Source organism: Dyella sp. 333MFSha, from assembly GCF_900102405.1.
GTDB lineage: Bacteria > Pseudomonadota > Gammaproteobacteria > Xanthomonadales > Rhodanobacteraceae > Luteibacter > Luteibacter mycovicinus.
On record NZ_FNBR01000001.1, the window covers coordinates 551,840 to 577,471 of the forward strand.

General features: G+C 66.3%; 26 protein-coding genes, 1 tRNA gene and 1 other RNA gene. 16 read left to right on the plus strand and 12 right to left on the minus strand.

What is annotated here, in order from left to right; all coding sequences use genetic code 11:
- Window positions 1-44 precede the first annotated feature (44 nt).
- Entirely contained in the window at window positions 45-224 is a 180-nt protein-coding gene (locus BLT40_RS02540) for a DUF3606 domain-containing protein (protein ID WP_090351155.1), read from the plus strand.
- Window positions 221-436, plus strand: a complete 216-nt coding sequence (locus BLT40_RS02545; protein WP_036112102.1) for a hypothetical protein — start codon at window positions 221-223, stop codon at window positions 434-436. The genes BLT40_RS02540 and BLT40_RS02545 overlap by 4 nt, the downstream gene beginning before the upstream one ends.
- Before the next feature lie 127 nt (window positions 437-563).
- Here the strand turns inward: BLT40_RS02545 and BLT40_RS02550 are convergent, their stop codons facing one another.
- Window positions 564-1,439, minus strand: a complete 876-nt coding sequence (locus BLT40_RS02550; RefSeq protein WP_143025817.1) for a hypothetical protein — start codon at window positions 1,437-1,439, stop codon at window positions 564-566.
- Window positions 1,440-1,575: 136 nt separating this feature from the next.
- The gene (locus BLT40_RS02555) at window positions 1,576-1,818 is read right to left on the minus strand and encodes a hypothetical protein (RefSeq protein WP_036112106.1); all 243 of its coding nucleotides are present in this window, start codon (window positions 1,816-1,818) and stop codon (window positions 1,576-1,578) included.
- A 158-nt stretch (window positions 1,819-1,976) separates the two neighbouring features.
- Here BLT40_RS02555 and BLT40_RS02560 point away from each other — a divergent pair, with 158 nt between their 5' ends.
- A complete protein-coding gene (locus tag BLT40_RS02560; RefSeq protein ID WP_052191327.1) occupies window positions 1,977-2,684 on the plus strand; it encodes a methyltransferase domain-containing protein in 708 nt (235 codons plus the stop codon).
- Here the strand turns inward: BLT40_RS02560 and BLT40_RS02565 are convergent.
- Genes BLT40_RS02565 through BLT40_RS02575 form a run of 3 tightly spaced genes read right to left on the minus strand, consistent with a single transcriptional unit; the run spans window position 2,669 to window position 6,563 of the window.
- A complete protein-coding gene (locus BLT40_RS02565; protein WP_090351160.1) occupies window positions 2,669-4,183 on the minus strand; it encodes a porin in 1,515 nt (504 codons plus the stop codon). The genes BLT40_RS02560 and BLT40_RS02565 overlap by 16 nt on opposite strands.
- A gap of 26 nt (window positions 4,184-4,209) precedes the next feature.
- Entirely contained in the window at window positions 4,210-5,238 is a 1,029-nt protein-coding gene (locus BLT40_RS02570) for an alpha/beta hydrolase (protein ID WP_090351162.1), read from the minus strand.
- Window positions 5,235-6,563 (minus strand): dicarboxylate/amino acid:cation symporter, encoded by a 1,329-nt coding sequence (locus BLT40_RS02575; protein WP_090351164.1) that lies wholly within the window; start codon window positions 6,561-6,563, stop codon window positions 5,235-5,237. Before BLT40_RS02575 ends, BLT40_RS02570 begins: the two co-directional genes overlap by 4 nt.
- Before the next feature lie 115 nt (window positions 6,564-6,678).
- Between BLT40_RS02575 and BLT40_RS02580 the strand changes: the two genes are divergently transcribed.
- Window positions 6,679-9,312, plus strand: coding sequence for a hybrid sensor histidine kinase/response regulator (locus tag BLT40_RS02580; protein WP_090351167.1), 2,634 nt, complete (start codon window positions 6,679-6,681; stop codon window positions 9,310-9,312).
- Window positions 9,313-9,321: 9 nt separating this feature from the next.
- Here BLT40_RS02580 and BLT40_RS02585 read toward each other — a convergent pair whose 3' ends face one another.
- Window positions 9,322-9,975, minus strand: a complete 654-nt coding sequence (locus BLT40_RS02585) for a response regulator (RefSeq protein ID WP_043694740.1) — start codon at window positions 9,973-9,975, stop codon at window positions 9,322-9,324.
- A 102-nt stretch (window positions 9,976-10,077) separates the two neighbouring features.
- On the opposite strand from BLT40_RS02585, the gene BLT40_RS02590 reads away from it, so the two are divergent.
- Together BLT40_RS02590 and BLT40_RS02595 are read left to right on the plus strand one after the other, a co-directional pair.
- Window positions 10,078-11,094, plus strand: coding sequence for a YihY/virulence factor BrkB family protein (locus BLT40_RS02590; protein ID WP_079521009.1), 1,017 nt, complete (start codon window positions 10,078-10,080; stop codon window positions 11,092-11,094).
- Window positions 11,095-11,177: 83 nt separating this feature from the next.
- The gene (locus BLT40_RS02595; protein WP_043694737.1) at window positions 11,178-12,461 is read left to right on the plus strand and encodes an Nramp family divalent metal transporter; all 1,284 of its coding nucleotides are present in this window, start codon (window positions 11,178-11,180) and stop codon (window positions 12,459-12,461) included.
- A 14-nt stretch (window positions 12,462-12,475) separates the two neighbouring features.
- Here the strand turns inward: BLT40_RS02595 and BLT40_RS02600 are convergent, their stop codons facing one another.
- Window positions 12,476-13,429 (minus strand): NAD-dependent epimerase/dehydratase family protein, encoded by a 954-nt coding sequence (locus BLT40_RS02600; RefSeq protein WP_090351169.1) that lies wholly within the window; start codon window positions 13,427-13,429, stop codon window positions 12,476-12,478.
- Window positions 13,430-13,519: 90 nt separating this feature from the next.
- Between BLT40_RS02600 and BLT40_RS02605 the strand changes: the two genes are divergently transcribed.
- Window positions 13,520-14,443, plus strand: a complete 924-nt coding sequence (locus BLT40_RS02605; protein WP_090351172.1) for a LysR family transcriptional regulator — start codon at window positions 13,520-13,522, stop codon at window positions 14,441-14,443.
- Between the two features lie 17 nt (window positions 14,444-14,460).
- Entirely contained in the window at window positions 14,461-14,865 is a 405-nt protein-coding gene (locus tag BLT40_RS02610; RefSeq protein WP_090351177.1) for a DUF6165 family protein, read from the plus strand.
- Here the strand turns inward: BLT40_RS02610 and BLT40_RS02615 are convergent, their stop codons facing one another.
- Entirely contained in the window at window positions 14,866-15,942 is a 1,077-nt protein-coding gene (locus BLT40_RS02615; RefSeq protein ID WP_255363915.1) for a glycosyltransferase family 9 protein, read from the minus strand. It abuts the gene before it with no gap.
- A 43-nt stretch (window positions 15,943-15,985) separates the two neighbouring features.
- On the opposite strand from BLT40_RS02615, the gene BLT40_RS02620 reads away from it, so the two are divergent.
- The 8 genes from BLT40_RS02620 (at window position 15,986) to BLT40_RS02655 (ending at window position 21,047) form a co-directional block, all read left to right on the plus strand.
- Window positions 15,986-16,714 (plus strand): 3-deoxy-D-manno-octulosonic acid kinase, encoded by a 729-nt coding sequence (locus BLT40_RS02620; RefSeq protein ID WP_043694727.1) that lies wholly within the window; start codon window positions 15,986-15,988, stop codon window positions 16,712-16,714.
- Window positions 16,711-17,469 carry an MBL fold metallo-hydrolase gene (locus BLT40_RS02625; RefSeq protein ID WP_079521004.1) on the plus strand — a complete coding sequence of 253 codons (759 nt, stop codon included), beginning with the start codon at window positions 16,711-16,713 and terminating at the stop codon, window positions 17,467-17,469. The genes BLT40_RS02620 and BLT40_RS02625 overlap by 4 nt, the downstream gene beginning before the upstream one ends.
- Window positions 17,470-17,549: 80 nt before the next feature.
- Window positions 17,550-17,640: transfer RNA gene (locus tag BLT40_RS02630), tRNA-Ser, on the plus strand.
- A gap of 230 nt (window positions 17,641-17,870) precedes the next feature.
- Window positions 17,871-17,967, plus strand: an RNA gene (gene ffs, locus BLT40_RS02635) — signal recognition particle sRNA small type.
- A 76-nt stretch (window positions 17,968-18,043) separates the two neighbouring features.
- Entirely contained in the window at window positions 18,044-19,744 is a 1,701-nt protein-coding gene (dnaX, locus tag BLT40_RS02640; protein ID WP_090351179.1) for a DNA polymerase III subunit gamma/tau, read from the plus strand.
- Window positions 19,741-20,064 (plus strand): YbaB/EbfC family nucleoid-associated protein, encoded by a 324-nt coding sequence (locus tag BLT40_RS02645; protein WP_036112141.1) that lies wholly within the window; start codon window positions 19,741-19,743, stop codon window positions 20,062-20,064. Before dnaX ends, BLT40_RS02645 begins: the two co-directional genes overlap by 4 nt.
- A gap of 19 nt (window positions 20,065-20,083) precedes the next feature.
- Window positions 20,084-20,686, plus strand: coding sequence for a recombination mediator RecR (gene recR, locus BLT40_RS02650; RefSeq protein ID WP_036112145.1), 603 nt, complete (start codon window positions 20,084-20,086; stop codon window positions 20,684-20,686).
- 16 nt (window positions 20,687-20,702) lie between these two features.
- On the plus strand, window positions 20,703-21,047 hold the full coding sequence (locus BLT40_RS02655) for a histidine triad nucleotide-binding protein (RefSeq protein ID WP_036112147.1): 345 nt from the start codon (window positions 20,703-20,705) through the stop codon (window positions 21,045-21,047).
- A 59-nt stretch (window positions 21,048-21,106) separates the two neighbouring features.
- Here BLT40_RS02655 and BLT40_RS02660 read toward each other — a convergent pair whose 3' ends face one another.
- Genes BLT40_RS02660 through BLT40_RS02675 form a run of 4 tightly spaced genes read right to left on the minus strand, consistent with a single transcriptional unit; the run spans window position 21,107 to window position 25,631 of the window.
- A complete protein-coding gene (locus tag BLT40_RS02660) occupies window positions 21,107-21,703 on the minus strand; it encodes a Slp family lipoprotein (RefSeq protein WP_043694719.1) in 597 nt (198 codons plus the stop codon).
- Window positions 21,704-21,745: 42 nt separating this feature from the next.
- Window positions 21,746-23,737, minus strand: coding sequence for a transglutaminase TgpA family protein (locus tag BLT40_RS02665; RefSeq protein WP_090351182.1), 1,992 nt, complete (start codon window positions 23,735-23,737; stop codon window positions 21,746-21,748).
- Window positions 23,734-24,690, minus strand: coding sequence for a DUF58 domain-containing protein (locus BLT40_RS02670; protein WP_090351185.1), 957 nt, complete (start codon window positions 24,688-24,690; stop codon window positions 23,734-23,736). The genes BLT40_RS02665 and BLT40_RS02670 overlap by 4 nt, the downstream gene beginning before the upstream one ends.
- Complete coding sequence (locus BLT40_RS02675) at window positions 24,690-25,631, minus strand: AAA family ATPase (protein ID WP_079520999.1); 942 nt, start codon at window positions 25,629-25,631, stop codon at window positions 24,690-24,692. The genes BLT40_RS02670 and BLT40_RS02675 overlap by 1 nt, the downstream gene beginning before the upstream one ends.
- Between the last annotated feature and the right edge of the window lies 1 nt (window position 25,632).

The window sequence follows — 25,632 nt, forward strand, 5'->3', positions numbered from 1 at the left end:
CGTTTCGTCTGCCACGTTTGGCCACCTTCAACGAGGCGCAGGCTATGAGCGACGACACCAGCAAACGCGGCCCCGGCGATGCGCAGCGCATTAATGTCCATGAGGATTACGAGGTCGAATACTGGACCCGGGTTCTCGGCGTGTCGGAAGACAAGCTTCGGGAGACAGTGAAGCGCGTCGGCATCATGACGGACGATGTCCGGAAGGCATCGGGCAAGGCATGACGGAAGAAGTGCTGATCTACATCTCGCCGCCGTCGACGGCGCGAGGCCCATGGCGTGTCCGCTCGGATCATCGTCCGGTGGACGAGGTCCGCTCCGAACGTGAAGCGATCGAGCTTGCCGGCAATTACGCGCGGATGGTCGAGCGCGCCGGTGGCACGGTGGTGGTCAAGGTCGAGCGCCAGGATGGCTGCTGGGAAACGTACAAGGCCTAGCCCTACAGCCAACCGCAAGTTGTTTTTTAGGGGTTACCGCTTTGCCAGCGCGTTGCACTCGCACTGGAAGCGATCGGCGCAAAGACCGGACACTCTCCTGTGTCCGGCATGTTCGCTGCGATGGCGCTTACGGCTCAACCAGCGCCGTCGACCCATATGCCTCGCCGATAGCACGCTGAAACGCATCGATCTGACTGGACGACTCCGGCGACAGGCGCGTCTTGTCGTTGATCGCCATCGCCCCACTGGAGAACGCCATGCTCAGCGTGAAATTTTCCTTCTGCAGGGCCTCCTGGTCTGACGCATCTTTGGCCTTCAGATACGTCGCGTAGTTTTCGCGCAGCGGTTCCGCCAGCTTCTCCAGAGCCGGATCGTCGATCGGCGGCAGAGTCGGGGAGAGGACGGTCAGCTTGTGAACGACAGGCGACGGGTTCTTCGGACGATTCGCTTCGAAGTAGCCCTTCGCGTCCGCATTCTTTTCGAAGAATGCGATGAAGTCCTTCGCACGAAAGACCTTGTTATGCACCGTGTTATTCAGACCGTTGTCGTGCTCGGTCACACTGTCGGGAAGCTCTTCGTCCACGCCATACGTCCAGTCCTTGTCGATGAAGAGGGCGTCCGACTGCTTCATGGTGCCTTCGAACGTCACGCCATCGAGTACGATGGTGTCGAGCTTGCCCTGATACCCGGGCGACTTGGTATTCACCTTCTCGAAGCTCTGGCGATAAATCACATAGTCACCCAGCGTCGGGTTGATGATGCCGCCCCGCCCCCGATAGTACGAGATGAACCGGATGTCGCCGACGACGTCCCCTTTCATGGTGTGTTCTCCCGCGCTGAGCGACACGCTCTCGGCGTCATGCGCGGCGATCTCGTATGCCTTACCGTCGATGGTCAGCGAAAGCGGCTTATCCGTCGGGTTGTCGATGGAGTAGCTGGCGCTGCGGTCGCCGCAACCGGAGAGAAGGGCAACGAGGAGCAACGGGATAAGTCTTTTTTTCACGGAGTTCACTATGGGGACGATCTTTCGATGGGCCGGCGAGGCTAACAAACGTCGCAGGATTTCGCGAGGTCGTCGATACGGTCGATCAGGCACGCTGGCTCAGTCAGCGGCACTAGATCGACGGGACGGATTCCGCTCACGCCTCTAGCGGATCGTCCTCATGCAGTTCGTCCATCCAGCCTTTTCGTCGGTGCAGCACCCACTCGACATGCTGGGAGAACAGCACATCGATGGTGCCGCCCTGGTGCATCGAGGCGAGACGGTGCTCGGTGACGTTGCCGAGGTGCTCCGCCTGTTCGGCATAGCCAACGATACCCTCGCGTTCGAGCTGGGCGAGGACGGCAGTCAGATTGGTGTGGCGGGCGTGCTGGACGGGCATGGTTGGTCGGCTCAGCGTGTTTGTTAGTGAATCGGCGTGGGTCGGCCAGGCTTTAGGGTGCAATTGTGAAAGAGGTGGCGCCGACGTTCCGCTACCCTGCGCACGGATTGCGGTATCGATCCCCTCACATCGCACCCATCCGCGCCCGGAACCCGCCCATGACATTGCAAGAAGACAAGGATTACGACAGCCAGTCCGTCTATTCCCCGTTGACCCTGGCCATTTACGACACGCTCGTCCTGCGTATCTCCAACCCCGCCGTGTGGCGCTGTCCGACCTCACGGATCCTCGGGATCTACGACAGTTACGTAAGTTCTAACCATCTGGATGTAGGTGTCGGCACGGGGTGGTACCTGGATCATTGCCGCTTCCCGGCCGCGCCGCGGCTGGCGCTGATGGACCTCAACCACAATGCCCTGCGCTCGGCGGCGAAGCGGGTGGAGCGCTACGCGCCCGAGAGCCACGTGGCCGACGTGTTGCAGCCGGTGCGACCGGTCGGCGAGCCGTTCGCGTCCATCGGCCTGACCTATCTGCTGCACTGCCTGCCGGGCAACATGCCCGGGAAGGCCCGTGTTTTCGACCACATGCTGCCGTTGCTCGCTCCGGGTGGCGTGATCTTCGGTGCGACCATCCTGGCGGAAGGTGTGGTGCGTAGCGGTGCGGCCGTGCGGCTGATGGCGTTCTATAACCGCAAGGGTATCTTCGGTAACGCGACGGACAGCCTGGATGATCTGCGGGCCGAACTCACGAAGCGTTTCGACAAGGTCGACATCACCGTCGTCGGCTGCGTGGCGCTGTTCGTAGCCTCGGCGCCGCGATCTTTCCGGCCCGTCCTGCAACAGGTGCCGGCTCAGAAGACGACCTGAGCCCGCACCGCCACCGAATTACCGGCGTCAGGCCCGGTAAAACTGCCCACCTGGTTATCCGTATTCCAGTGGACATAGTTGAGCATCAGCCGCGACCAGTCGTTGAGGTACCAGTTCACGCCGAGCGTATAGCTCTTGCCGATACCGCCGCGCGGTGCGTCCGCGTAGTCGTAATGGTCGACACGCCCGGCGAGCTCGAAGGCACCCCAGCCGCCCGACGTCACCGGGTTGTTCACCTTCACCGCTTTCCAGCTGCCCGAACGGCTGGAGAACCCTGGCGCTTCGCCGGTAATCATCCAGCCGGCGGCGAAACTGGACCCGTGCCGCGTGACCGAGTCGGCGGTGCTCGAATCGATGGTTCGCTTGCCGTACTCGGTCATCAGCCAGAAGTTGCGCAGTACCCCGCCCAGTTCATAGCCCTTGCCACGATCCTGCGTGGGATTGGCGATGGAGCTGGCCGATATTGCGAGGTTGTCATTGTAGTCGAGCGCGATGGCCGGCGTGTTGTTGATGCTGGTGACGCCGTCGCTGATCTTCTCGTAGTAGTACCAGCCACCCACATGCAGGAAGCCGTTTTCGGTCTTCCACGGATTCCAGTGCGCGCGGGTGAGGTACGTGGTCGAGTCGGTGCGCGTGCCCGACGTGGAACTGTTCGGGGCGTTGCCGTTGATCGACAGGCTGTAATGCCAGTTGTTGCCGTACATCCGCATCTGTGCGCCCATGCCGAAGTAGCTGACGACGGGCTGGCCCACCGCGGTCGCGGCGTTGCGCAGCATGAAGGGCACGCGCGCCGATTCGGACGAGCCTTCGGTGCCGAGATCCTTGAGGAAGTTGCCGAGATAGAACTTCGTCGTGTTGCCGAACAGCTTCGCGGTGTACGTGAGGTAGGTCTGGCGCAGGGCGACGACGTTATCGGCGAAGTCCGCTTCGACGTGATAACCGAGTGCGCCGATGGTGCCTTCGCCGCCGAGGCGCGCGCTGGTGATCTGTGCCCCGTTGATGTTGCGTGTGTCGTAATTCGATCCGCTGGTACGGGTGAAGTCGATCAGGAGGCGACCGTCGGGCTTGAAGGTGAAGAAGCCATCGTCGCTGCGGAACAGCGGGCCGGCTTCGCCGCCGAGGCCCCAGCGCGTGCTGCCACCGGAGGATTTCGTTGCGCCACCGCGCGCCATGGCGACGGCGATCTCACTCTCGCGCGTATCGGCGATGGCCGCGTCGACCTGCGCCTGACGGCGGTCGTCCTCGCTGGCAGGTGGCTGCGTGTTGGTGGGCGTGACGGGAGTACCGACACCGGCGGAGGCCACGGCGGGAGCATGCGTCTGGCCTTCCACCACGGCAAGGCGCTGCTTCAACGCATCGATCTGCGCGGCCTGCTGCCTGATCAGTTTCAACAACTCGGCGTTGGTCACCTTGTCGGCGGCCATCGACGGCGCGGACATGCCGCTGGCAAAGAGTACGGCGGCGATCGCCGGATAGAGGCGGGACTGGCTTGTCTTCATGGCATGCGTCTCGTCGTCGGTGGCGATCAGTTGTCGTCCGGAATCGCATCGCTGGCCGCGGGCGCGGCATTCGACGGCAATGTGGCGGGCACGGCGAACGGGCCGGTGTCGACGGCGTTGAAGAAGCCTGCGCGACGTGCCCAGGCGGCGAACAAGCGAGGCCATTGCGCCGGCGCCGAGCCGGGATCGCCGAGACCCCACCCATGACCACCCTTGTCGAACACATGCATTTCGGTGTCGACATCGTTCTTGTGCAGGGCGTCGAACATCACCAGGCTGTTACCGATGTTGGCGATCGGGTCGTCGGCGGCCTGCGCGAGAAAGGTCGGCGGCGTGTCGTGCGTCACGTGGAGCTCGACCGAATAGGCCTGCACCGCATCGGACTGCGTGGACAGTTCGCGGCTGGACCGTGTGGTATCGAAGGGCTTCTGCAACGAGATCACCGGGTAGATCAGCCCGGCGAAATCCGGTCGTGCCGACTGTTGGTCCGCCGCGTCGACGGCGGGATAGAACGCATCGGCAAAGCGCGTCTCGGCGATACCGGCAAGATTGCCACCCGCCGAGAACCCGACCACACCCACGCGCTTCGGATCGATGCCGAGCTCGCTGGCATGCGCACGTAAAACGCGGATCGCGCGCTGCGCATCCTGGAATGGCGCGACGGCCGGCCAGTGATCGGCGGGCAGGCGGTAATAAAGCACCACCGGCGTGACGCCCAGCGCCGCCAGCCATTTCGCCGTCGGGATCACTTCATGCCCGATCCCGATACGGAAATAGCCACCGCCGCCGATGAGGATCACCGCCGCGCCATTTGGGCGGGCGGGGCGATATACCTCGATACGCGGGCGGCTGACGTTGGAGACCGCGCCGACACCGGTACCGCTCTGGCCGATCCGCTCCGGCCCTTTCGGACCGCTGCCGCCGCCCGGCGGACTGCCGGGCCACAGATCGATGGAGGTGGGTTTACCGGCATCCGGCGCGGTTTGCGCGGCCGCCTGGCCGGTGCATGCGAGACCGACGGCCGCGGCGAGTAGCGCGACGCGAAGCAAGCTCATGACTGTTTCCCCTGTGAAGCGACGAGCGTGGGCGCGCGGTTCTCCGCGCGAGACGACAGGGCAGCGTCCAGAGCCTTGCGATCCAGCGCGCCTTCCCAGCGTGCGACGACCACGGTAGCCACGGCGTTGCCGATGAAATTGGTGAGCGAGCGGCACTCGCTCATGAACCGATCGACGCCGAGGATCAGCGCCATGCCCGCAACCGGCAGCGAGGGCACCACGGACAGGGTCGCCGCGAGCGTGACGAATCCCGCACCGGTGACGCCCGCTGCGCCCTTCGAGCTGACCATCGCCACCAGCAGCAGGGCGACCTGTTCACCGAGCGTCAGCGGTGTGTTGGTCGCCTGCGCGATAAACAACGCGGCCAGGGTCATGTAGATGTTGGTGCCATCCAGATTGAACGAGTAACCGGTGGGCACGACCAGACCGACGACGGACTTGTCGCAACCGGCACGCTCCATCTTCTCCATCAGTGAGGGAAGCGCGGCCTCCGACGACGAGGTGCCGAGTACCAGCAGCAGCTCCGCCTTGAGATAGCGCAGCAGCCGGAAAATCGAGAAACCCGCCAGTCCGGCGACCGTGCCCAGCACCACCACGATGAACAGGATCGCCGTGCCGTAGAACGTGGCGACCAGAAACAACAGGTTCGACAGCGACTCGATGCCATAGCGCCCGATGGTGAACGCGATGGCGCCGAACGCACCGATGGGTGCGGCCTTCATCAGCAGATGCACCATCGTGAACACCGGCGCGGTCAGCGACTCGAAGAAGGACACGACCGGCTTCGCGCGCTCGCCGGCCATCGTCAGCGAGATGCCGAACAGCACCGCGAACAGCAGCACCTGCAGGATATTGCCGGAGGTGAACGCGCCGACCACCGTGTCCGGAATGATGTCGAGCAGGAAGCCGGTCAGCGAGATATCGTGCGCCTTGGACGCATAGGTCGCGATTTCCTTCGTCGACAGGGTCGCGGGATCGATGTTCAGACCCGCACCCGGCTGCACCACGTTGGCCACGATCAGGCCGACGATCAGCGCGAGGGTCGAGAAGACCAGAAAGTAGATCATCGCCTTCAGCACGACGCGACCGACGGCGTTGAGGTGCGGCATGCCGGCGATGCCGGTGACCACGGTGAGGAAGATCACCGGCGCGATGATCATCTTCACCAGCTTGATGAAGGCATCGCCCAGAGGCTTCAGCGACTGGCCGAACGTCGGCCAGAAGTGGCCGAGCAGGGCACCGAGTGCGATGGCCAGCAGCACCTGGACGTAGGTCTGGCGATAGAAGGGGACAGGTACGAGGGGCGAGGCGGAGCGCAGGGACATGGCACGACAACGGCAGCTGCCCTTTTGAGGGCGGGTGCCGTTTTGTACTCCCTGCGGCCGGAACGACCCATAGCACATTCCGGCTAGAGGTCCCGCGCCTGTGCGAGCATGTCGCATGCCCCGATCGCGTCTTGCCCGCCTCGTTACCCTGCTGATCCTGTTGCTGGCCATGGCCGGGAGCGTGGCGCTGGGCGGCTGGTGGGCCTGGCGGCGGGCGCTCGGCGGCATCGCCGCGCAGTCGGCTGACCGGCTCAATCTGCATGTGCTGGCGGTGCAGCGCCTGATCGATCGCTTTACCGTGCTGCCTGACGTGCTGGCGCTGGATCCCGAGCTCAGGGCCGCGTTGTCCGGTCCGACCGCATCCATCGATACGCCGGCGCTCAACCGCAAACTGGAACAGGCCAACGGCGCGGTGCATGCTTCGACGCTGACTCTGCTGGACCGTGACGGCCACGCCGTGGCCGCCAACAACTGGAACACGCCGGAAAGTAACGTCGGTCTGGATTACCGTTTCCGGCCGTACTTTCAGGACGCGATGCGTGACGGCCACTCCACGTTCTACGCGCTGGGCGTATCCACCAACGTGCCGGGCTACTTCATCACCCGCACCGTCGACGACGATACGGGCCGTCATATCGGTGTGGTCGTGGTCAAGATCACGCTGGACGATGTGCGCCACGACTGGGCGCGCGAAGAGGACATCGTGTTGCTGGCCGACCGGCACGGCGTGGTCTTCCTGGCCAACCGTGGCCCCGAATGGATGTACCGCGCCTTGCACGCGCTCGATCCACGGGACGCCTTGTCCATCGATCGCACGCGCCAGTACGGCGGTCGCACGCTTCCCCTGATCGTACGCACCCGGGTGGGCACCGCCGGGGACGGTGCGGATCAGGTGAGGGTGTCGTCGCCCGAGCTGCCTCATGAGGTCATCTGGCGCAGCCTGCCATTACCGCAGCAGGCCTGGACACTGCACCTGCTGGCCGATGCGCGCCCGGCGACCGTGGCGGCACGTAACGCGGCGCTGATCGTACTGGCAGGCTGGCTGCCTGTGATCCTCTTTGGTCTGTTCCTGCAACAGCGGATCCGCCTTGCACGTCTGCGTCTGCGCAGCCGCGAGGAACTGGAGCGCATGGTGGCGCATCATGCCGCCGCGCTGCGGTCGGCGCAGGACAGCATCGTAGCCGCCGCGCATGAGGCGACCCAGGGGGTGCACGGCAACCTGGAGCACCTGCCGCAAGGCGTGAGCGTCGTCGATGCCTCGCTGCGTCTGGTGGCGTGGAATTCGCGTTACCAGCAGATTTTCGGTTTTCCCGACGACTACATGCGGGTGGGGCGGCCCATCGAGGACATGTTCCGCTTCAACGCACGTCGAGGCCTTCTGGGTCCGGGCGATCCCGAGGAAGCGATTCAGCGTCGTCTCGCCTACCTGCGTGCGGGTAGCCCGCACATGTATGAGCGCGAGCGTCCGGACGGCACGACGTTCGAGATTCGTGGCAACCCGCTGCCGGATGGTGGCTTCGTTACCAGTTATGCCGACATCACCGCGTACAAGGCGGCGGCGCGCGAGTTGCGCTCGCTGGCGACGAGCCTAGAGCAACGCGTCGACGAGCGCACGCGCGATCTCCACGAGGCCAAGGCGGAGGCCGAGCGCGCCAACCGATCCAAGACGCGTTTCATCGCCGCCGCCGTGCATGACCTTCTCCAGCCGTTGAATGCCGCGCGTCTTTTCATCGGTACGCTGGCGGAGGGCCGGCTCGACGCGAACGAGCGCGAACTGGCAGAGCGTGTTCGCAGCGCCCTCGACACGCAGGACGAACTGCTTGCCAGCTTGCTCGACGTGTCCCGTCTGGAGGGCGGTGCGGTCGAGCCCCGTTTCACGGCGGTGGCACTGGGCCCGCTGCTTGCCGATCTGGCCCGCCAGTTTGCCGTGCTGGCCGATTCGCGGGGCCTGCGCCTGCGTTGGGTCGACAGTGCTTTCGTCGTGCGTGCCGATGCCTTGCTGCTTCGCCGCGTGCTACAGAACTTCCTCTCCAACGCGATCCACTACACACCGCGCGGTGGCGTGCTGATTGGTGCGCGGCGGCAGGACGATGCGGTGCGCATCGAGGTCTGGGATACGGGGCTCGGTATTCCGGAGGCGAAAACACGCGCGATCTTCGACGAGTTTCTTCGCCTCGATAACGGGATGGATCGCGATCGTCGCAGTTCGGGGCTCGGTCTCTCCATTGTCGATCGCATCGGTCGGCTGCTTGGAGCGCGTGTCGGCGTGCGCTCCCGGCTGGGGCGCGGCAGCGTGTTCTCCATCGCCGTTCCGGTGTATCGCGGCGATGCCGATGTGGTCGCGCCGGGTGCGAGTGCCGAAGACGAGTCGCCCTTTACGGGGGCGCGTGTGATGCTCGTCGATGCCGACGCCGTCACGCGACAGGCGACGGCCCGGCTGTTGTCTTCGTGGGGCTGCGATGTCGTGGCCGTCCCCGGGGCCAGCGCAGCCATGCGTCATGCCGAGACCGACGAGGCACCGTCGATCGTGTTGCTCGAGGATCCGATCGATGGCATGGCTACCGAAGAGCTTCGCGTAGCGCTCGGTTCGCGATGGGGCAGCCTGCCGCCGGTCGTGCTCATCGCGGAGGCGCCCTCGGCATCGGATGTCGAGCGCGCCGCGGCGGCCGGGCTGCGCTACCTGACCAAGCCGCTGGCGCCCGCACGTCTGCGTGCGGTGATGAGCCGGCTGCTGATGCTCGCCGGCTAGCGGGTCGCGTCAGCCAGGATGCGAGCCATCGACACCCTCGTCGATGTCGAGCGACTTCACCAGCACGGCGGCCTGCGTGCGCGAGCGGCATTCGAGCTTGGACAGCACGGCCGTGACGTGAATCTTCACGGTGTTCTCGGCGAGGCCGAGCTCGGCGGCGATCTGCTTGTTGAGCAGACCTTCGGCCATCAGCATGAGCACGCGGAACTGCGCGGGCGTGAGCCGCGCCAGCCGCGCGGCCAGTTGCGCGTCGTCGTCGCTGCGCTCGGCGCGCGCACCCACGAAAGCCGTGCCGCCCTGCATGACCTCGGCCACCGCCTCGCGCAATACCTCGGCGGGTGCGGACTTGGAGACGAATCCCGCCGCGCCGAACTGCTGGGCCCGGCGCACGTTGCGCGGGTGGTCGTTCGAGGAAACCACCAGCACGGGCACGTCGGGGTGCTCGCCGCGCAACCAGAGCAGGGAGGAGAACCCCATGGCGCCCGGCATGGTCAGGTCGAGCAGGACCAGGTCGACGGATTCCCCGGAGGCGAGCACGGTCTCCATGGCGCTGTGGCTGGCGGCTTCCAGCGCACGGCCGCCGCGGAGGGGTTCGGCCAGCGCGTGCAGCAGGGCGCCGCGGAACATCGGGTGGTCGTCGGCGATCAGCAGGGTCAGAGGCATACGCCGATTCTAGGGCCTTGCTTCCACGTTCACATCACGTGCGCTCGCCCTCCCTGAAGGTATGCCTCTGGTGGAAACGCGTAGAACGATCAGGAGAAGGGCATGACCGGCGGCGCTCTCAAACGAACCATCGTCTCGGCGGTGGACGGTTTCAGCGACGATGAGCTGATGACGCGCGCCGCGGCGCTGGCGTTCTACGCGGCGCTGTCGTTCGCGCCGCTCCTGCTCCTGCTGGTCTGGGTCATTTCGCTGCTTCACCCCGAATGGCGTGACCAGCTGACCGAGGCCCTGTCGGCGGTCGTCGGCAGCCGCGCGGCTGGCGCGATCGATTCGGTGATCAACAGCGCCAGGGCGCATCCGCGAATCGGCGACATCGCGGGCGTTATCGGCATCGGCGTGACACTGTTCGCCGCTTCGGCGGTGTTCGCCCAGTTGCAGGGCACCCTCGATCGGGTGTGGCGGGTGAAGGCCCGGCCGGGCGAGGCCGTGGGCGCCTGGCTGCGCGCGCGCGGCCGCGCCTTCGCGCTGCTCGGCGGCATGGCCTTCATGATGATTGTCTCGTTTATCGTCAGCGCGATCATCCAGACCATGATCCGCGGTGACTCCACCGCCTGGAAGGCGGTGGAATTCGGTATCTCCGTGGTGGTTTTCGTGGTGGCCTTCGGCGCCATGTACAAGGTGCTCCCCGACGCGGTGATCGACTGGAGCGAGGCGCTGATCGGCGCGGTGCTCACCACGGTGCTGTTCATGGTTGGCAAGTACGCTATCGGCCTCTATATCCAGTATTCGGATGTCGGCGGCGCGTACGGACCGGCCGGTGCCTTCGTGGTGTTGCTCACGTGGACCTATTACTCATCGATCATCGTCCTGCTCGGCGCGGAGCTGACCCGTGGCGTTGCCGACGCCCGCGGCAAGCCGATCCGGCCCAGCACGCACGCGGTCGAGATCGAGGCGGCGCCGGCCGAGGTGCAGCACGGGCCGAAGCGGCCGGTGCGCCAGGTCCGGACGCTGAAGGTCTCCTCGCCCGCCGTCGCGGGCTCGCTCATCGCGGCCGGTGTGATCGCCGGACTCGTCTTCGCACCGGGCTCGCGTCGCAAGGCGCGCGGCCGCGGCGTATAACGGGGGCATGCATCCCACGCAGCCTCGCCGCGCGTTCACCGCGCGGCGCTCTCTTTTTGTCGTAAGTCCCGCGGATTCATCGCATGCTTGATCAGGTAAGACAGCAGAATCCCGACCCGGCGATGGTCGACGTCCTTTCCGGGCGCCGCCGTGGCCTGTCCGCGCTGCTGCCGTTCGCGGGGCCGGCGATGGTGGTCTCGGTCGCGTATATCGATCCGGGCAACTTCGCCACGAATATCCAGGCGGGCGCTCGCTACGGCTATGCGTTGCTCTGGGTGGTGCTCCTGGCCAATCTGGTCGCGATGTTGTTCCAGAGCCTCTCCGCCCGGCTGGGAATCGTCACGGGCCGCAATCTCGCGGAGCTCTGTCGGGATCGCCTGCCGAGACCGCTGGTCTATCTGATGTGGGTGGTGAGCGAACTGGCGGCGATGGCTACCGATCTCGCCGAATTCCTCGGCGGGGCGATCGGCCTGAGCCTGTTGTTCCACATGCCGCTGCTGGTGGGCATGGGAATCACCGGCATCGTCACGTACGCGCTGCTGATGCTGGAAGGCAAAGGCTACCGGCGGCTCGAACTGACCATCGGTGCGCTGGTCGGCGTGGTCGGACTGTCGTATCTCGTGGAGCTGTTCATCGCACCGGTGGGCTGGAAGTCGCTGGGCCAGCAGATTTTCGTGCCGAACATTCCGGACAGCGCCGCCATCGCCATCGCCGTGGGCATCATCGGCGCCACGGTGATGCCGCATGCGCTGTTTCTCCACTCGGGGCTGACCGAGCGTCGGGCGCAGCCGAAGAACGACAGCGAGCGCCGGCGGATCATCCGCCTGTCCAACCTCGAGGTGATCCTGGCCCTGGCCGTCGCGGGCCTGATCAACCTCGCCATGGTGGTGATGGCGGCCGGCGCGTTCCACGGCAGCCACCCGGATGTGGCGAAGATCGAAACCGCTTATCAGACACTGGTACCGCTGCTTGGCGGCGCTGCCGCGACGATCTTCCTGGTCTCGCTGGTCGCCTCCGGATTCTCCAGCTCCGTCGTCGGCACCATGGCGGGGCAGATGATCATGCAGGGCTTCGTCGATTTTCGCATCCCGATCTGGCTGCGACGGGCGATCACGATGTTGCCCAGCTTCGCGGTGGTGCTGGCCGGCGTCGATGCGACGCGCGCGCTCGTGCTCAGTCAGGTCGCGCTGAGCATCGCATTGCCGTTCCCGATGATCGCACTGGTGTGGTTCACCAGTCGGCGCGACGTCATGGGTGCCTTCCGCAACGGGATGCTCGTGGTGGGTCTCGCCGCGCTCGCCGCACTGGTGGTGCTCGGGCTCAACGTACTGCTGCTCATGGACGCGTTCGGCGCCGTCTCGCTCTGAATCGGAGGTCCGAATCAGCGCGTCAGAACACCGAGCGCGTCGAGCGTGACCTTCATCGCCACATCGGGCGGCGTGTCACGGTGTTCCGGCAGGAAGGCGCGCAGGCGCTTACCGTCCATCAGCACTTCCTCGTTCCACAGGTAGCGCATCTTGCGCACCTCGCGCATCGTCTCGTGAAGCGGTGCGATGAGGTTCACCATCCACCAGGCAAACGGATGCATCCGCAGCGACGGCTTACCTGACGCACGACGGATAGCGGCGTGCAGTTCGTCGCCGGTGAGGGTGTGTCCCCCGAAGTGGAAGCGTGCAAAGGTTTCGAGTTCGTCCTCGCGATCCAGTAACGCCACCAGGGTCGATGCGACGTCGGGCAGATAGGCCCACGCATGCCGCAGCGCCGGCGGACCGGGATAGCGGATCGCGCGCAGCGGTTTGCCGGGCGTCACGATGCCCTGAGCCAGCCAGTTGTTGCCGCCACCCGGCCCATAGAAGTCACCGCAACGAAGCACGAGGCTGCGTACGCCGTCGCGGGCCGCGCGTTGCAGGTGTCGTTCGACGTCGACGCGGATCTCTCCTTTGCGTGACGGCGGATGCTGCGCGGCGTCCTCGGCGATCATGGGATACACGTCGGGCCCGTAGTTGTAGACCGAGCCGGGCAGCACGATGCGCGCTCCGACGGCATGCGCCGCCGCGATGGTGTTGTCGATCATCGGCAGAACGACGCGCTCCCAGTCCTTGTAGCCGGGCGGGTTCACGGCATGGACGATGACTTGCGCTCCGTCGGCCGCGCGAAGCACGTCGGCGGCGACCATGGCGTCGCCTTCGATCCAGCGGATGCCATCTCCGGTCTTTCCCGTGTGGCGGGTCAGGGCGTTGACGTTCCAGCCCGCGGCGATCAGGGCGCGGGCCGTTTCGCCGCCGACCCCGCCGGTCGCGCCGAGGACGAGGGCAGTGCGCGGGTGCTGGGTCATGGCGGTGCTCCGTTGGGATGGGCAAAGTCTGATGGGTGTGCCCCCTGTTCGGGAATTGCGTATCAGTGAACATCTGTTATACGTTTATGTATGGCCAACACCGAGCCCGCCTGGGATCTTTTCCGCTCCTTTCTCGCCGTATTGCGCGAAGGCAGCCTGTCCGGCGCCGCGCGGTCGCTGGACATGACCCAGCCGAGCATCGGCCGGCATGTGCGGGAGCTGGAGGCGTCGCTTGGCGTTCCGCTGTTCTCCCGCGTATCCCACGGACTCATTCCGACCGACGCGGCGCTGGAGTTGCAGCCTCATGCGGAGGCCATGGCTTCCGCGGCCGCCTCGGTGCTCCGGGTCGCCTCGGGCTCGCGTGAGGCATTGCGCGGCGTGGTGCGCATCACCGCCAGCGAGGTAGTCGGCGTCGAGGTCCTGCCGCCGATGCTTGCCACGTTCCGGCGCGCGCATCCCGGCATCGTCATCGAGCTGTCGACCACCAATCGCACCGAAAATCTGCTGCGTCGGGACGCCGATATCGCCGTTCGCAGCGCGGTGCCCGATCAGGACGCGCTGGTCGCCAGGCATGTCTGCGACATACCGCTGGGCTTATACGGTCACCCTGACTACCTCGCCGTGGCTGGCGCGCCCGAACGCGTCGCCGATATCGTCACGCACGCGCTGATCGGTTACGACGAGGAAAAACCGTATATCCGCGCATTGCGGCCGGCGGGTGTCCCGTATTCGCGCGAGCATTTCGCGCTGCGCACGGATAACGATCTGGCCGCGATGGCGGCGATCCGTGCCGGCTTCGGCATCGGCTTCTGTCAGGTGCCGTTGGCGCACCGCATGGGTCTGGTGCGCGTGCTGCCCGACGAGCTCGAGGTGCGCCTCCCGATCTGGGTCGTCATGCACGAGGACCAGCGCAAGAGCCGTCGTGTCCGGGCTGTATTCGATCATCTCGCCGCCAGCCTCTCCGCCTTCGGGGGCGGCCCTGCGGATGCAAAACTGCTAACCTCCGGCGCCTGACCGACCGGAGATTTGCCATGAGCCTTATCCAGACCCCCGTTTCTTACGGTGAGCTGATCGACAAGATCACGATCCTCCAGATCAAACTGCAGCAGATCAAGGACGCGGCCAAGCTGGCCAATGTGCGCAACGAGCTCGAGCTGCTCGAGGCCACGTGGAAGAACGACAGGGCCTCCGAGACCGACATCACCGACGAGACCTCGCGCCTGCTGGCCGTCAACCAGCGCCTGTGGAAGATCGAAGACGACATCCGCATGAAGGAGCGTGCTCAGGCATTCGACGAGGAATTCATCCAACTCGCCCGTTCGGTGTACATCGAAAACGACGAGCGCGCGGCGATCAAGCGCGAGATCAACACGAAGCTGGGCTCGACGCTGGTCGAAGAAAAGTCGTATCAGGACTACCGCGCGCCGCAGGCCTGATCAGGCGAGCGGCAGTTTCAGGAACGCCGCGCAGGCCTCGAAGCGGTCTTTCATGTCGGCGACCTCGACCAGGTCCATGACGCCGGCTTTCTCGATCTTGGTGCCCCAGGGTATTTCGGACGCCGGCTTGCCGAGGAACTTGCGCGACGCCGCGTCGTATCTGTCCGCGCACCAGCGACGGTCCGAGTAGGGGCCGGAGCGGTGCGGGTTGCTGGCGGCGTGCAGCCCCAGGACCTTCGTGCCCACCGCGTTGGCCATGTGCATCGGGCCCGAATCCGGCGTGAGGATCATGGCGCTGCGTGCCAGCAGAGCCATGAAACGCTTCAGCGTGTCCTTGCCGGTCAGGTCCAGCGGGGCCGCCGCGGTCGCCGCCAGGATGCTGTCCGCCAGCGCGCGCTCGGGGTCCGACGGACCGCCGACCAGCGCGACACGCATGCCGCGCGCCATCGCGTGGTCGATCAGGGCCGCGTAGCGGTCGACCCGCCAGTTACGCACCGTGTGGCTCGACATCGGACTGACCAGCAGGGTCGGCGCGTCGCCGGGCAGCTGTTCGGCGGCCCACTCATGGGCGTCGGCGGGCACGGGAATGTCCCAGCGCACCTCCGTCTGCTTCAGGCCCAGTGGCTCGATGAAGCTGGCCATGGCGTCAAGCACGTGCTCGCCCGTGCGGGCTTCGATGCGTTCGTTGACGAAGAGCCCGTGCAGGTCCTTGGAGCGGGCGTGGTCGTAGCCGATGCGGCGATCGGCTTTTACGGCCAGGCTCAGCAGATTCGAGCGCAATGCCACCTGCATGTGCAGCAGGGCGTCGAACCGGCGTCCGGCCAGCGCCTGGCGTACCTCGCGCATGCCTTCCCGGCCCTTGCCCTTATCGAAGGTAATGAACTCGACGCCCGGAAAATCGCCCACGAGCTTGCGCTCGAGCTTGCCGACGAGCCACGTCAGGCGCGTGCCGGGCGACTTCTCCTGCAGGGTGCGGACCAGCGGAATCACGTGCGTCACGTCGCCGATGGCGGAGGTACGCAGGATGCAGAGGCTGGAATCTCCCGACGGGAGTGGACGGCTTGGTAGACTGGACACGATCGGAGTACCGGATGAGTGGCTGCGTAAGGGCGGCCGACGAATGACAGAGCAACGAGTCAAGGAGAGCGCGGGCGGGACGATTCTGTTCGACGCCACCCGTGTATCTCAAGTCGACGCACCCTGGTTCTCGCCCGACTACTGGCGCGAGCGGGGTGCGCTGCGCACGCAATCGGGTGGGCGGGGCGGTGTCGCGGTAATCGATACCCCGGCCGGCGAAGCCGTGCTTCGGCATTATCGCCGCGGTGGTATGGTCGCCCGTCTGCTCGGCGATCGCTACCTCTTTACCGGCCGCCGCCGCACACGCAGCGACCGCGAGTTCCGTCTGCTGGCCGAACTGGAGCGCCGGGGCCTGCCCGTGTCGCCGCCGGTGGCCTCACGCTTCGTTCGTCAGGGCTTCCGTTACTCGGCCGACCTGATCACCTTGCGCATTCCTGCCGCCGCCACGCTGGCCGAGCGCCTTCAGGATGGCGCCTTCAATGCGGCGCTGGCGGGACGGGTCGGCGAGCTGATCGCCCGGTTCCACCGGGAGGGCGCCTGGCATGCCGACCTCAACGCGCACAACATCCTGGTCAATGCCGATGGTCTCTACCTGATCGATTTCGACCGGGGGCGTCTGCGCCGTCCGTCGCGCGGCTGGCGCCATGCCAATCTGTCCCGCCTGAAGCGCTCGCTGGTGAAGCTCGGCGCGCGCGACGCGGCCGGGGACACCTTCGACGCCGAGCTATGGCCGGCCCTGATCGAACACTACGAACGGAGCCTGCGCGCATGACCTGGGACCTGCATTTCCTCGGAACCGGCGCGGCACACGCGGTCGAGCTCGGTTCGTCGGCCGTGGTCGTCGAGCGGGACGGCAAACCGCTGCTGCTGGTCGACTGCGGCCCCGATACCCTCGATCGCTACGTCGCCGCCTACGGCACGCCGCCACCGGCGCTCTACGTCACGCATGTGCATATGGACCATGTCGCGGGCATGGAAAGGTTGTTCTTCCGCCTGTGGTTCGACGAAGCCCTGCGCGGCCGCACCCGGGTTTACCTGCACGCCGCACTCCTGCCGTGGTTGCAGGGAAGGGTGGCCGACTACCCGGGCGCACTGGCCGAGGGCGGCGTGAATTACTGGGAGGCCTTCCATCTGCTGCCCTGCACCCGCGGGTTCTGGCACGAAGGCCATTGGTTCGACGTCTTTCCCACCCGGCATCACGTGCAGGGCACCTCGTACGGCCTGGCGCTGCGTGGCAGCTTCGTCTACACGGGCGATACGAGGCCGGTGCCGGAGGCCCTGGCGCTGCACGGCGCGGCTGGCGAACTGATCGCCCACGACTGCGGCGTCATCGGCAATCCGTCGCATACCGGCGTGGACGATCTGGAGCGCGAGTACGCGCCCGAGGTCACCGCGCGTATGGCCCTGTATCACTACGGCAGCGCCGAAGACGGTGAAACGCTGGTCTCACGCGGCTACCGGATCGCTCATCCGGGAGAACGCCTGACTCTGCCCGAACCGGAGCCGCCGCGTCCCGGTGCCGGCTGAGGCTTGCCCCGCCGCGGCGGGAACGTTATCCTTCCGCTTCTTTGCCGGACAGGACGCCGGGGAAGAGGATGTGCAAGTGCGGAGAGGTGTCCGAGTGGTTGAAGGAGCACGCCTGGAAAGTGTGTATACCCTAATAAGGTATCGCGGGTTCGAATCCCGCTCTCTCCGCCAAATCTAAAGTGCGACACCGTTAAAGGTGGCGCAGAGACAAACGAAGCGACACCGTGGGAGCGGGATTTGAACCCGCGCGGGTTCGACAAATTTGTCTGGAACAAATTTGGACGGCGCGTAGCGTCGGCCCCGTAGCGAAGCGGAGGGGTGAGGGCAGGAGCCCGAACAATCCCGCCCGCACGGTTGCAACACCCTGCTTTTAAATTGATTTACCGTCTTTATGGTGACCCTGTCGGTCCCCCCGCGACGATAGTCCGTAAACTCCGCCAGGTCCGGAAGGAAGCAACGGTAGCGGACGACTCGGGTGCCGGGGTGTGGCTGGCAGGGTCATCGCCTTTTCGGGGCTGGGGTGCGCCCGACGCGTGTCCTTGGCACAATCCACTGTCGCCCCAAGGTAATACGCATGTCCTATCAGGTCCTCGCACGCAAGTGGCGCCCACGCAAGTTCGCTGAACTCGTGGGACAGGAGCACGTGGTCCGCGCGCTTACCAACGCGCTCGACTCCGGTCGCATGCATCACGCCTATCTGTTCACCGGCACCCGTGGTGTCGGCAAGACCACGATCGCCCGCATCTTCGCCAAGTCGCTCAACTGCGAGCGCGGCGAGTCGGCAGACCCGTGCGGCGAATGCGCGGTCTGCACTGCGGTGGATGCGGGTCGCTTCGTCGACCTGCTCGAGATCGACGCGGCCAGCAACACCGGCGTGGACGATGTCCGCGAGGTGATCGAGAACGCGCAGTACGCACCGTCCCGGGGGCGCTTCAAGGTGTACCTGGTGGATGAGGTGCACATGCTCTCGAAGCCGGCGTTCAACGCGCTGCTGAAAACGCTGGAAGAACCGCCCCCGCACGTCAAATTTCTGCTTGCGACCACGGATCCGCAGAAGCTGCCGGTGACCGTGCTGTCCCGCTGCCTCAAGTTCAACCTGAAGCGGCTGCTGCCGGATCAGATCACGGGCCAGATGCGCCACATCCTCGGTGCCGAAGGTATCGAGTACGACGACGAAGCCATCGGCGAACTCGCGCACGGCGCGGACGGCTCGCTGCGCGACGGTCTGTCGCTGCTCGACCAGGCTATCGCCTACGGCGGCGGCGCGGTGCGTGCGGACGATGTGCGCGCCATGCTCGGCAGCGTCGAGCGCGGCCAGGTGCTGGGTGTCCTCGAAGCGCTGGCGGCCGGCGACGGCGCCGCGTTGATGGGCGAAGCCGAGCGCATCGCGTCGTTCTCTCCGGATTTCGCCGGCGTGCTCGACGATCTGGCGACGGTGCTTCATCGCATTCAGCTGATCCAGCTGGTGCCCGGTTATCGCGAAGAAGAGAGCGATGCCGGCCTCGCCGATATCGCCTCGCGCATCGCGCCTGAAGACGTCCAGCTGTATTACCAGATCGCCACCACCAGTCGCCGCGAGTTGCCGATGGCGCCCGACGCGCGCATCGGTTTCGAGATGGCCTTGCTGCGCATGTTCGCCTTCCGTCCGACCGACGGCGGTGGAACCGTGGCGGCGGCCGCCGTGGCACGTGCACCCGTTTCCGCGCCCGCGGCGCGCCCGTCCGCACCAGCGGCGGCAGCGGCACCGGCTGCGGCGCGCCCTGCGGCTCCGCCTCCGGCCGCCGCTCCGGCCGCCGCGCGGGCTCCGTCGCGTCCGGCCGCAGCGCCAGCGCCTCCGGCGTCGGAACCTGCCGCGCCCCCCCGGCCGATCAGCATCGGCGCCGATGGTCTGCCAGACTGGCACGACATCGTCGAGCGGGCGAACCTGCGTGGTCCGATCGGGCAGCTGGCGCAAAACTGCTCACTGCGTGAGGTGGACGGCGAGAGCATGGTGCTCGCGCTGCAGCCCCAGCACATGCATCTGGCGGTCGAGCCACTGACCAGCCAGATGGAAGAAAAGGTCTCGCGCGCGCTCGACCGCCGCGTGCGCTTCCGCTTCGTCGCCGACCGGGGCAACCTGGGCACGCCGGCGGAGCGCAGGGCGCAGGCGGCCAGCGACGCGCAGGCCAGGGCGGAAGCCTCGATGGATGCCGACCCCCTTGTACAGGCGCTCAAGCGCGACTTCGACGCGCGCGTCATCCCGCAATCGATCAAACCCGTGGAGCCAGGAACGTGAAAGGTCAAATTGGTCAGCTGATGCAGCAAGCGCAGCGCATGCAGGACGAAATGAAGCGTGCGCAGGACGAACTCGCCAAGACGGAAGTCACCGGCTCCGCGGGTGGCGGCCTCGTCACCGTCACGATGACCGGTGGTCACGAAGTGCGCGCCGTCCATATCGATCGCCAGACGTTCGCTGACGATCCGGAGATGGCCGAGGATCTGGTCGCCGCCGCCGTCAACGACGCGGTCAACAAGATCGCCGAGATGAGCCGCACGCGTCTGGGCGGCGTCACCGCCGGCCTGAACCTGCCTCCGGGCATGAAGCTCCCGTTCTGACGGATCGTCCGACGACACGATGAGTAACGGCTCCCGCCTTCTCGGTGAACTGATCGATGCCCTGCGCTGCCTGCCGGGCGTCGGTGCGAAGAGCGCCCAGCGCATGGCCTTCCACCTGCTCGAACGCGAGCGGCAGGGTGGCCTGCGCCTTTCGTCCGCGCTGGAGTCGGCGATGCGCGATGTGGGCAACTGCACGCGCTGCCGCAATTTCAGCGAGACGCCGGTCTGCTCGCTGTGCGCCAGCGCCACGCGCGACAAGCAGGTGCTGTGCATTGTCGAGTCGCCGTCCGATCTCGCGGCCATCGAACAGGCCACCGGCTTTCGCGGCCACTACTTCGTACTGCTGGGACGGCTTTCACCCCTCGACGGGCTGGGTCCCGACGAGCTCGGGCTGCCCTTGCTCGCCGAGCGGCTGGGGGAGGGCGAGATCGAAGAAATGATCATCGCGACCAACCCGACCGTGGAAGGCGAAGCGACCGCCCACTACATCGGGCAGCTGGCGAAGGCCGCGGGTATTCGTGCCACGCGCCTGGCTCATGGCGTGCCGCTGGGTGGTGAACTGGAGTTCGTCGACCGCGGCACGCTCGCTCACGCATTCGGCAGCCGGCAGTCGCTCGGCTGATATCCAGGGAAACCCGATGACCGACACCATTTTCGCCAAGATCGTCCGCCGCGAAATCCCCGCCGATATCGTCTTCGAAGACGATGACGTGCTGGCCTTCCGTGACCTCAACCCGCAGGCGCCGGTGCACGTGCTCTTCATCCCGAAGCGCGCCATCGCCACGCTGGACGATGCGACCGCGGGCGACGCCGAGTTGCTTGGAAAACTGCTGCTCGCCGCGGCGTCCTACGCCCGCGACCAGGGCCTGTCGAAGGACGGCTATCGCACCGTCATCAACACCAACACGCACGGCGGCCAGACGGTCTTCCACATCCACGTCCACCTGCTCGCCGGCCGCCAGATGCACTGGCCGCCGGGCTAAGCCGGACGACAGGCACAAAAAAGCCGGCACATGGCCGGCTTTTTTGTGGGTCGCGATACTCAGCGAGCGCGCGGCGGCGGCGGGGGCCGCACGATGATCGTGCGCGGGCGGTAATAGAACGGATCGCCCCACGGACCGTAGCCGTACGGGCCAAAACCCGGGCCCCAGCCCGGACCCCAGAACGGGTCGTAGAACCCCGGACCGTAGCCACGGTTGATCGGCACGCGCTTCGGCCAGAGGTAGACGACGTCCGCCTCGACGCGGGGATAGGCGTAATCGAAGTCGCCCACCTTCTGCGAGACGGCGCCATGCAGCGTGCCGGTGACGGTGATTTCGCGACCGCGGGTGAACACCTCGGGGTCGTAGAAGCCGTCGCGGCAGGCAACGAAGCGGCCCTGGCTATCGGACTTGCTCGCCGTCGGCCGGGCTTCGCTGTCGAGCGGCTCGGAAAGCACGAAGAAACACGTCTGCTGCGGACCCGGCTCCGTCTTGATGATCTCGCCGCCCCAGCGCACTTTCGCGCCCGGTGCGCCGCCCTGCTGGGCGCCCGAAGTGGATACGTCGTTGAACTGACCCTGCAGCGGCTGCGGCACCGTGGCGCAAGCGCCGAGAGCCAGAGTCGCGGCCGCGATGGCCAGCGGTTTGTACATGGACATGACACATCTCCTGGAAGCGCCGGACACAGTCGGCGCCATGACCTATTTGACCACGCGGCGCGGCCTTAATTCCTTCACCGCACGACTGAATTCACTTACTGATTCAGGCGGCGGTTCGTCATTGGCATAACGCGACCGCAAGTAGACCTCGCTCAACCTTTCCAATGCATTTCGATGGTCGGGCAGCGCGCGGGCCGCGCGAGCCATGAAATGCTTCGGTCCTTCGCCTGCCCGTCGTGTCACGCCGGCCTTTTCGAGTTTCCTCTGTAGCCGGCGCATCCACACATCCAACTCATCGCCTTCACGTCGCTGAAACAGCGCCCATCCCAGGGCGACCACGACCAGCAGGGAGCAACCGATGGCGAGGACGATCGCCAGGTCGCCGACTTCCGCCCGGCGAATGCCGAACGGCTGCAGCAGGCCCTGCTGACGGAGCGAGTCGAATCCGTTAACGGCCTGGTTCCACCATTGGTTGACCACATCCCAGCGATCTCGCGCGCTTCGCCACCACGCCGCATTGAAGAAACTGTCGCCGCCGTCACCTACCGCCGCGGCGGCCGCAGCACCCAGCGTCACGCGTTCGGGGCGCACGGCGCCGGTCGGATCGAAGCGAACCCAGCCGCGTCCTTCGAGCCAGAGTTCCGTCCACGCGTGTGCGTCGGCCCGACGAATCAGGAGGTAGTGTCCGAGCGCATTCCAGTAGCCGCCCTGATAGCCCGTGACCACGCGCGCGGGGATACCCGCTGCGCGCATCAGAAAGGTGAAGGTCGACGAATAGTGCTCGCAGTAACCCTCGCGGGTGCCGAACAGGAAGTCGTCGATGCGGTCGCGTCCCAGTGGCGCCGCGGCCAGCGTGTAGCGGAAGCCGCCGTCGTGAAACATCGCCAGGGCGGCCTGGGCGATCGCGGTGGGATTGCCGCCGAATTGCGCGACCCACGCGGCCGCCTGCGCCCGCGCACGTGGCCCGACGTTCGCCGGAAGCTGCAGGTTGGCGCGACGGGTCTGCGGGTCCAATGTCGCATCGAGACGGTATTCGCCGGTCGCCGTCGCGTCGTACGTATAGGTCTTGTCGAGTCGCTGATTCGCGAGCGCGGTCCGATCGCTACGCATGCTCGCATCGGTGGGCGCGGTCACGGGCATGTCGAGCATGGGCAGCACCCGCTCGCGCGTCGGCTCCAGCGTGACCCGATAGTGGAACCGCGCCGATCCCTCGAGAACGCCGTCATCGCGGCGGAGAAATCCCGGACTCCATGCCTGTCCGTCGAAGCGCGTCATCGTGAAGGCGCGGAAGTAACGCGAGCTGGCAATCGGGACGGGCCCATCGAAGCTGACGCGCATCGCGGGTGTGTCGTCGGTAAGCACCTCGGCCATGTCGCCGGGTGCCATGCGGTCCGACAGTCCGGTCGTGGCGCGGTCCATCGTCGGCGCTCCCCAGAGGGGTGAACTCAGCCGGGGAATGAACAGGAAGGCGAACAGGGCGAGGGGGATCGACACGACCAGAGCCAGAAGCACCGGCATGACCTCGACGCGCAGGCGCATGCGTGCAGGCTCCACTTCCTCCACCGAGCGCAGGGTCATCACGGCGGGCACGATGCCAAGGGCGACGATCAGCGTCGCGACGATGCTCTGGTCGAACAGCAATGCGCTCATCAGTGCGAACGCGGCGAAAGCCACGCCGACGCGCGCGTCGCGCAATCGCTCGCTCTCCATCAGTTTGAGCACCAGCAGGCCCACCGCGAACGCGCTGCCGGGCTCGCGTCCGAACAGGGTGCCGTAGGTGGAAACGATGAGCGCGAGCAGCAGTCCGATCAGCGGGACCTTGATCCAGACCGGTGGATGACGACCGCCTCGGCGACGTTGCTGCCAGCGGGCCACCAAAACCACAGCGAGGCCAGCCGTCAGCCACCAGGGCAGGTGCGGCGCGTGGACGCCGACGACGAACGCCATGGTGAGGCAGAGCAGGTCGAACGATCGGGGCGCGAGGCGGGGCTCGTCCGACGGGCGTGCACGCAGCGAAGGGCGGAAGCCGGTCATGGGCGCAGCGCCAGGGCGGTCATGCAGCGGTGGTAATGCTCGTCACCCTGTGCCACGTCGAAATATCCGTCCGGCAGGCGAAGGCTCCAGCGACGGCCGGATTCGCGAGCCTCGTCCACCCAGCGGGCCAGTCGGGCGATCCGCGACTCGTCGTCGAGTCCGTGCATGCTGTCCCAGTCCAGTCGCCAGTCTTCCTGTGGCGCGGGCTGTTCCAGATCCTTCACCAGCAGGGAGTGGTGCCGGGCACTCAGTTTCCAGGCGATCAGCCGGCGCGGATCGCCGGCACGATATTCGCGCAGCGAAGCGAGTTCGTCGCCGGGGCGGGGGCGACCGCGGTCCGCATCGCCCTGCGGTTCGAAAGGTGTCGGGCCCATGCCTTCGGGGCGCGGATACACGAGCACGGCCCGATCGGGATTGAGCCAGCTCCAGACACGGAACATGCCCAGAGGCCAGCGGCTGTGCAGTCGCATGCGCGGCAGCGGCAACCAGCCGCGGAACTCGGTGGGCAGGTCGAACTCCACCGTCGCCGCTCCGCCTGCCGGTACGACCACCACGTGTTCCCTGCCTTCGACATCGAGGCGCACAGCCATGCGCTCGCGCTGCGATGCTCCGATATCGAGGAAGACACGAACGTTCTCGCCGGCGCGCGCCGTGCCCATTCGCAGACCGCCCACGGTGATGCCGTTGAGCACGCGAAACGCCACCAGCATGCTGCCGGCACTCACCGAGCCGACCAGACAGGTGAGGAGCAGGGCGGCGTTATTGGCGTAGTTCAGCGCGCCGATCAGCATGACGGCCAGCAGCACGGTAAACCCCAGGCCGAAACCCGTCGGCACGATATAGATGCGCCGCCGGTGCAGCACGATGGGCATCGGCTCGCGCTGGCGCATGCGGGTGAGTGACGGCAGTCGTCGCTCCGCCCAGGCGGTGAGTCGCTGCACCGCGTCGGGCATCAGGGCACCGCGGTCTCGGCGAGAATCGCCCGGGCAATGACCTCGCGCTGGCTTCCCCGTCCGGGCACGAGTCGATGCGCGGCGGTGGGGACGAACACGGTCTGGACGTCCTCGGGAATGACGTAGTCACGGCCGCTCAGCAACGCCCACGCGCGCGACGCCGCAAGCAGGGCGAGTCCGGCGCGGGGCGACAGGCCGACCCGCACCTCGTTGTGTTTACGGCTGGCCGTGAGCAGGGCCTGCAGATAGTCGAGCAGGGTGCCGGTGACCTTCACCGCCTGGGATGCCGCATGCAACTGGTCGATCGCCGCGATGTCGAGGCGCGGACTGAGCGAGGCCATCATGTCGCGGCGGTCCTCGCCGATCAGCAGTGCGCGTTCGGCGGCGGGGTCGGGGTAGTCGAGGCTCAGGCGCAGCATGAAGCGATCCAGCTGCGAATCCGGCAGAGGGAACGTGCCGGCGAGATCCAGCGGATTCTGCGTCGCGACGACGAAGAAGGGGCGAGGCAGTTCGTGCGTCACACCGTCCACGGTGACCTGTCCCTCGGCCATGGCCTCGAGCAGGGCGCTCTGCGATTTCGGCGTGGCGCGGTTGATCTCGTCCGCCAGCAGGAGGCTGGTGAAGATCGGGCCGGGATGGAAACGGAACTCGCCGGTCTCGCGCTCGTACACGCTGACCCCGATAATGTCCGAAGGCAGCAGGTCGCTGGTGAACTGGATGCGCTGGAACTCGAGGTCGAAGGTGGCCGCCAGCGCATGAGCGAGCGTGGTCTTGCCGACACCCGGGACGTCTTCGAGTAGCAGGTGTCCCCCGGCGATCAGGCAGGCGAAGGCCAGTTTGACCTGACGCGGTTTGCCGAGCAGTACGCCGTTGACCTGTGCGAGGGCGCCGTCGAGTCGATGGCGCAGCATTTCATCGTTGAGTGGATTCGTTGCGGACATG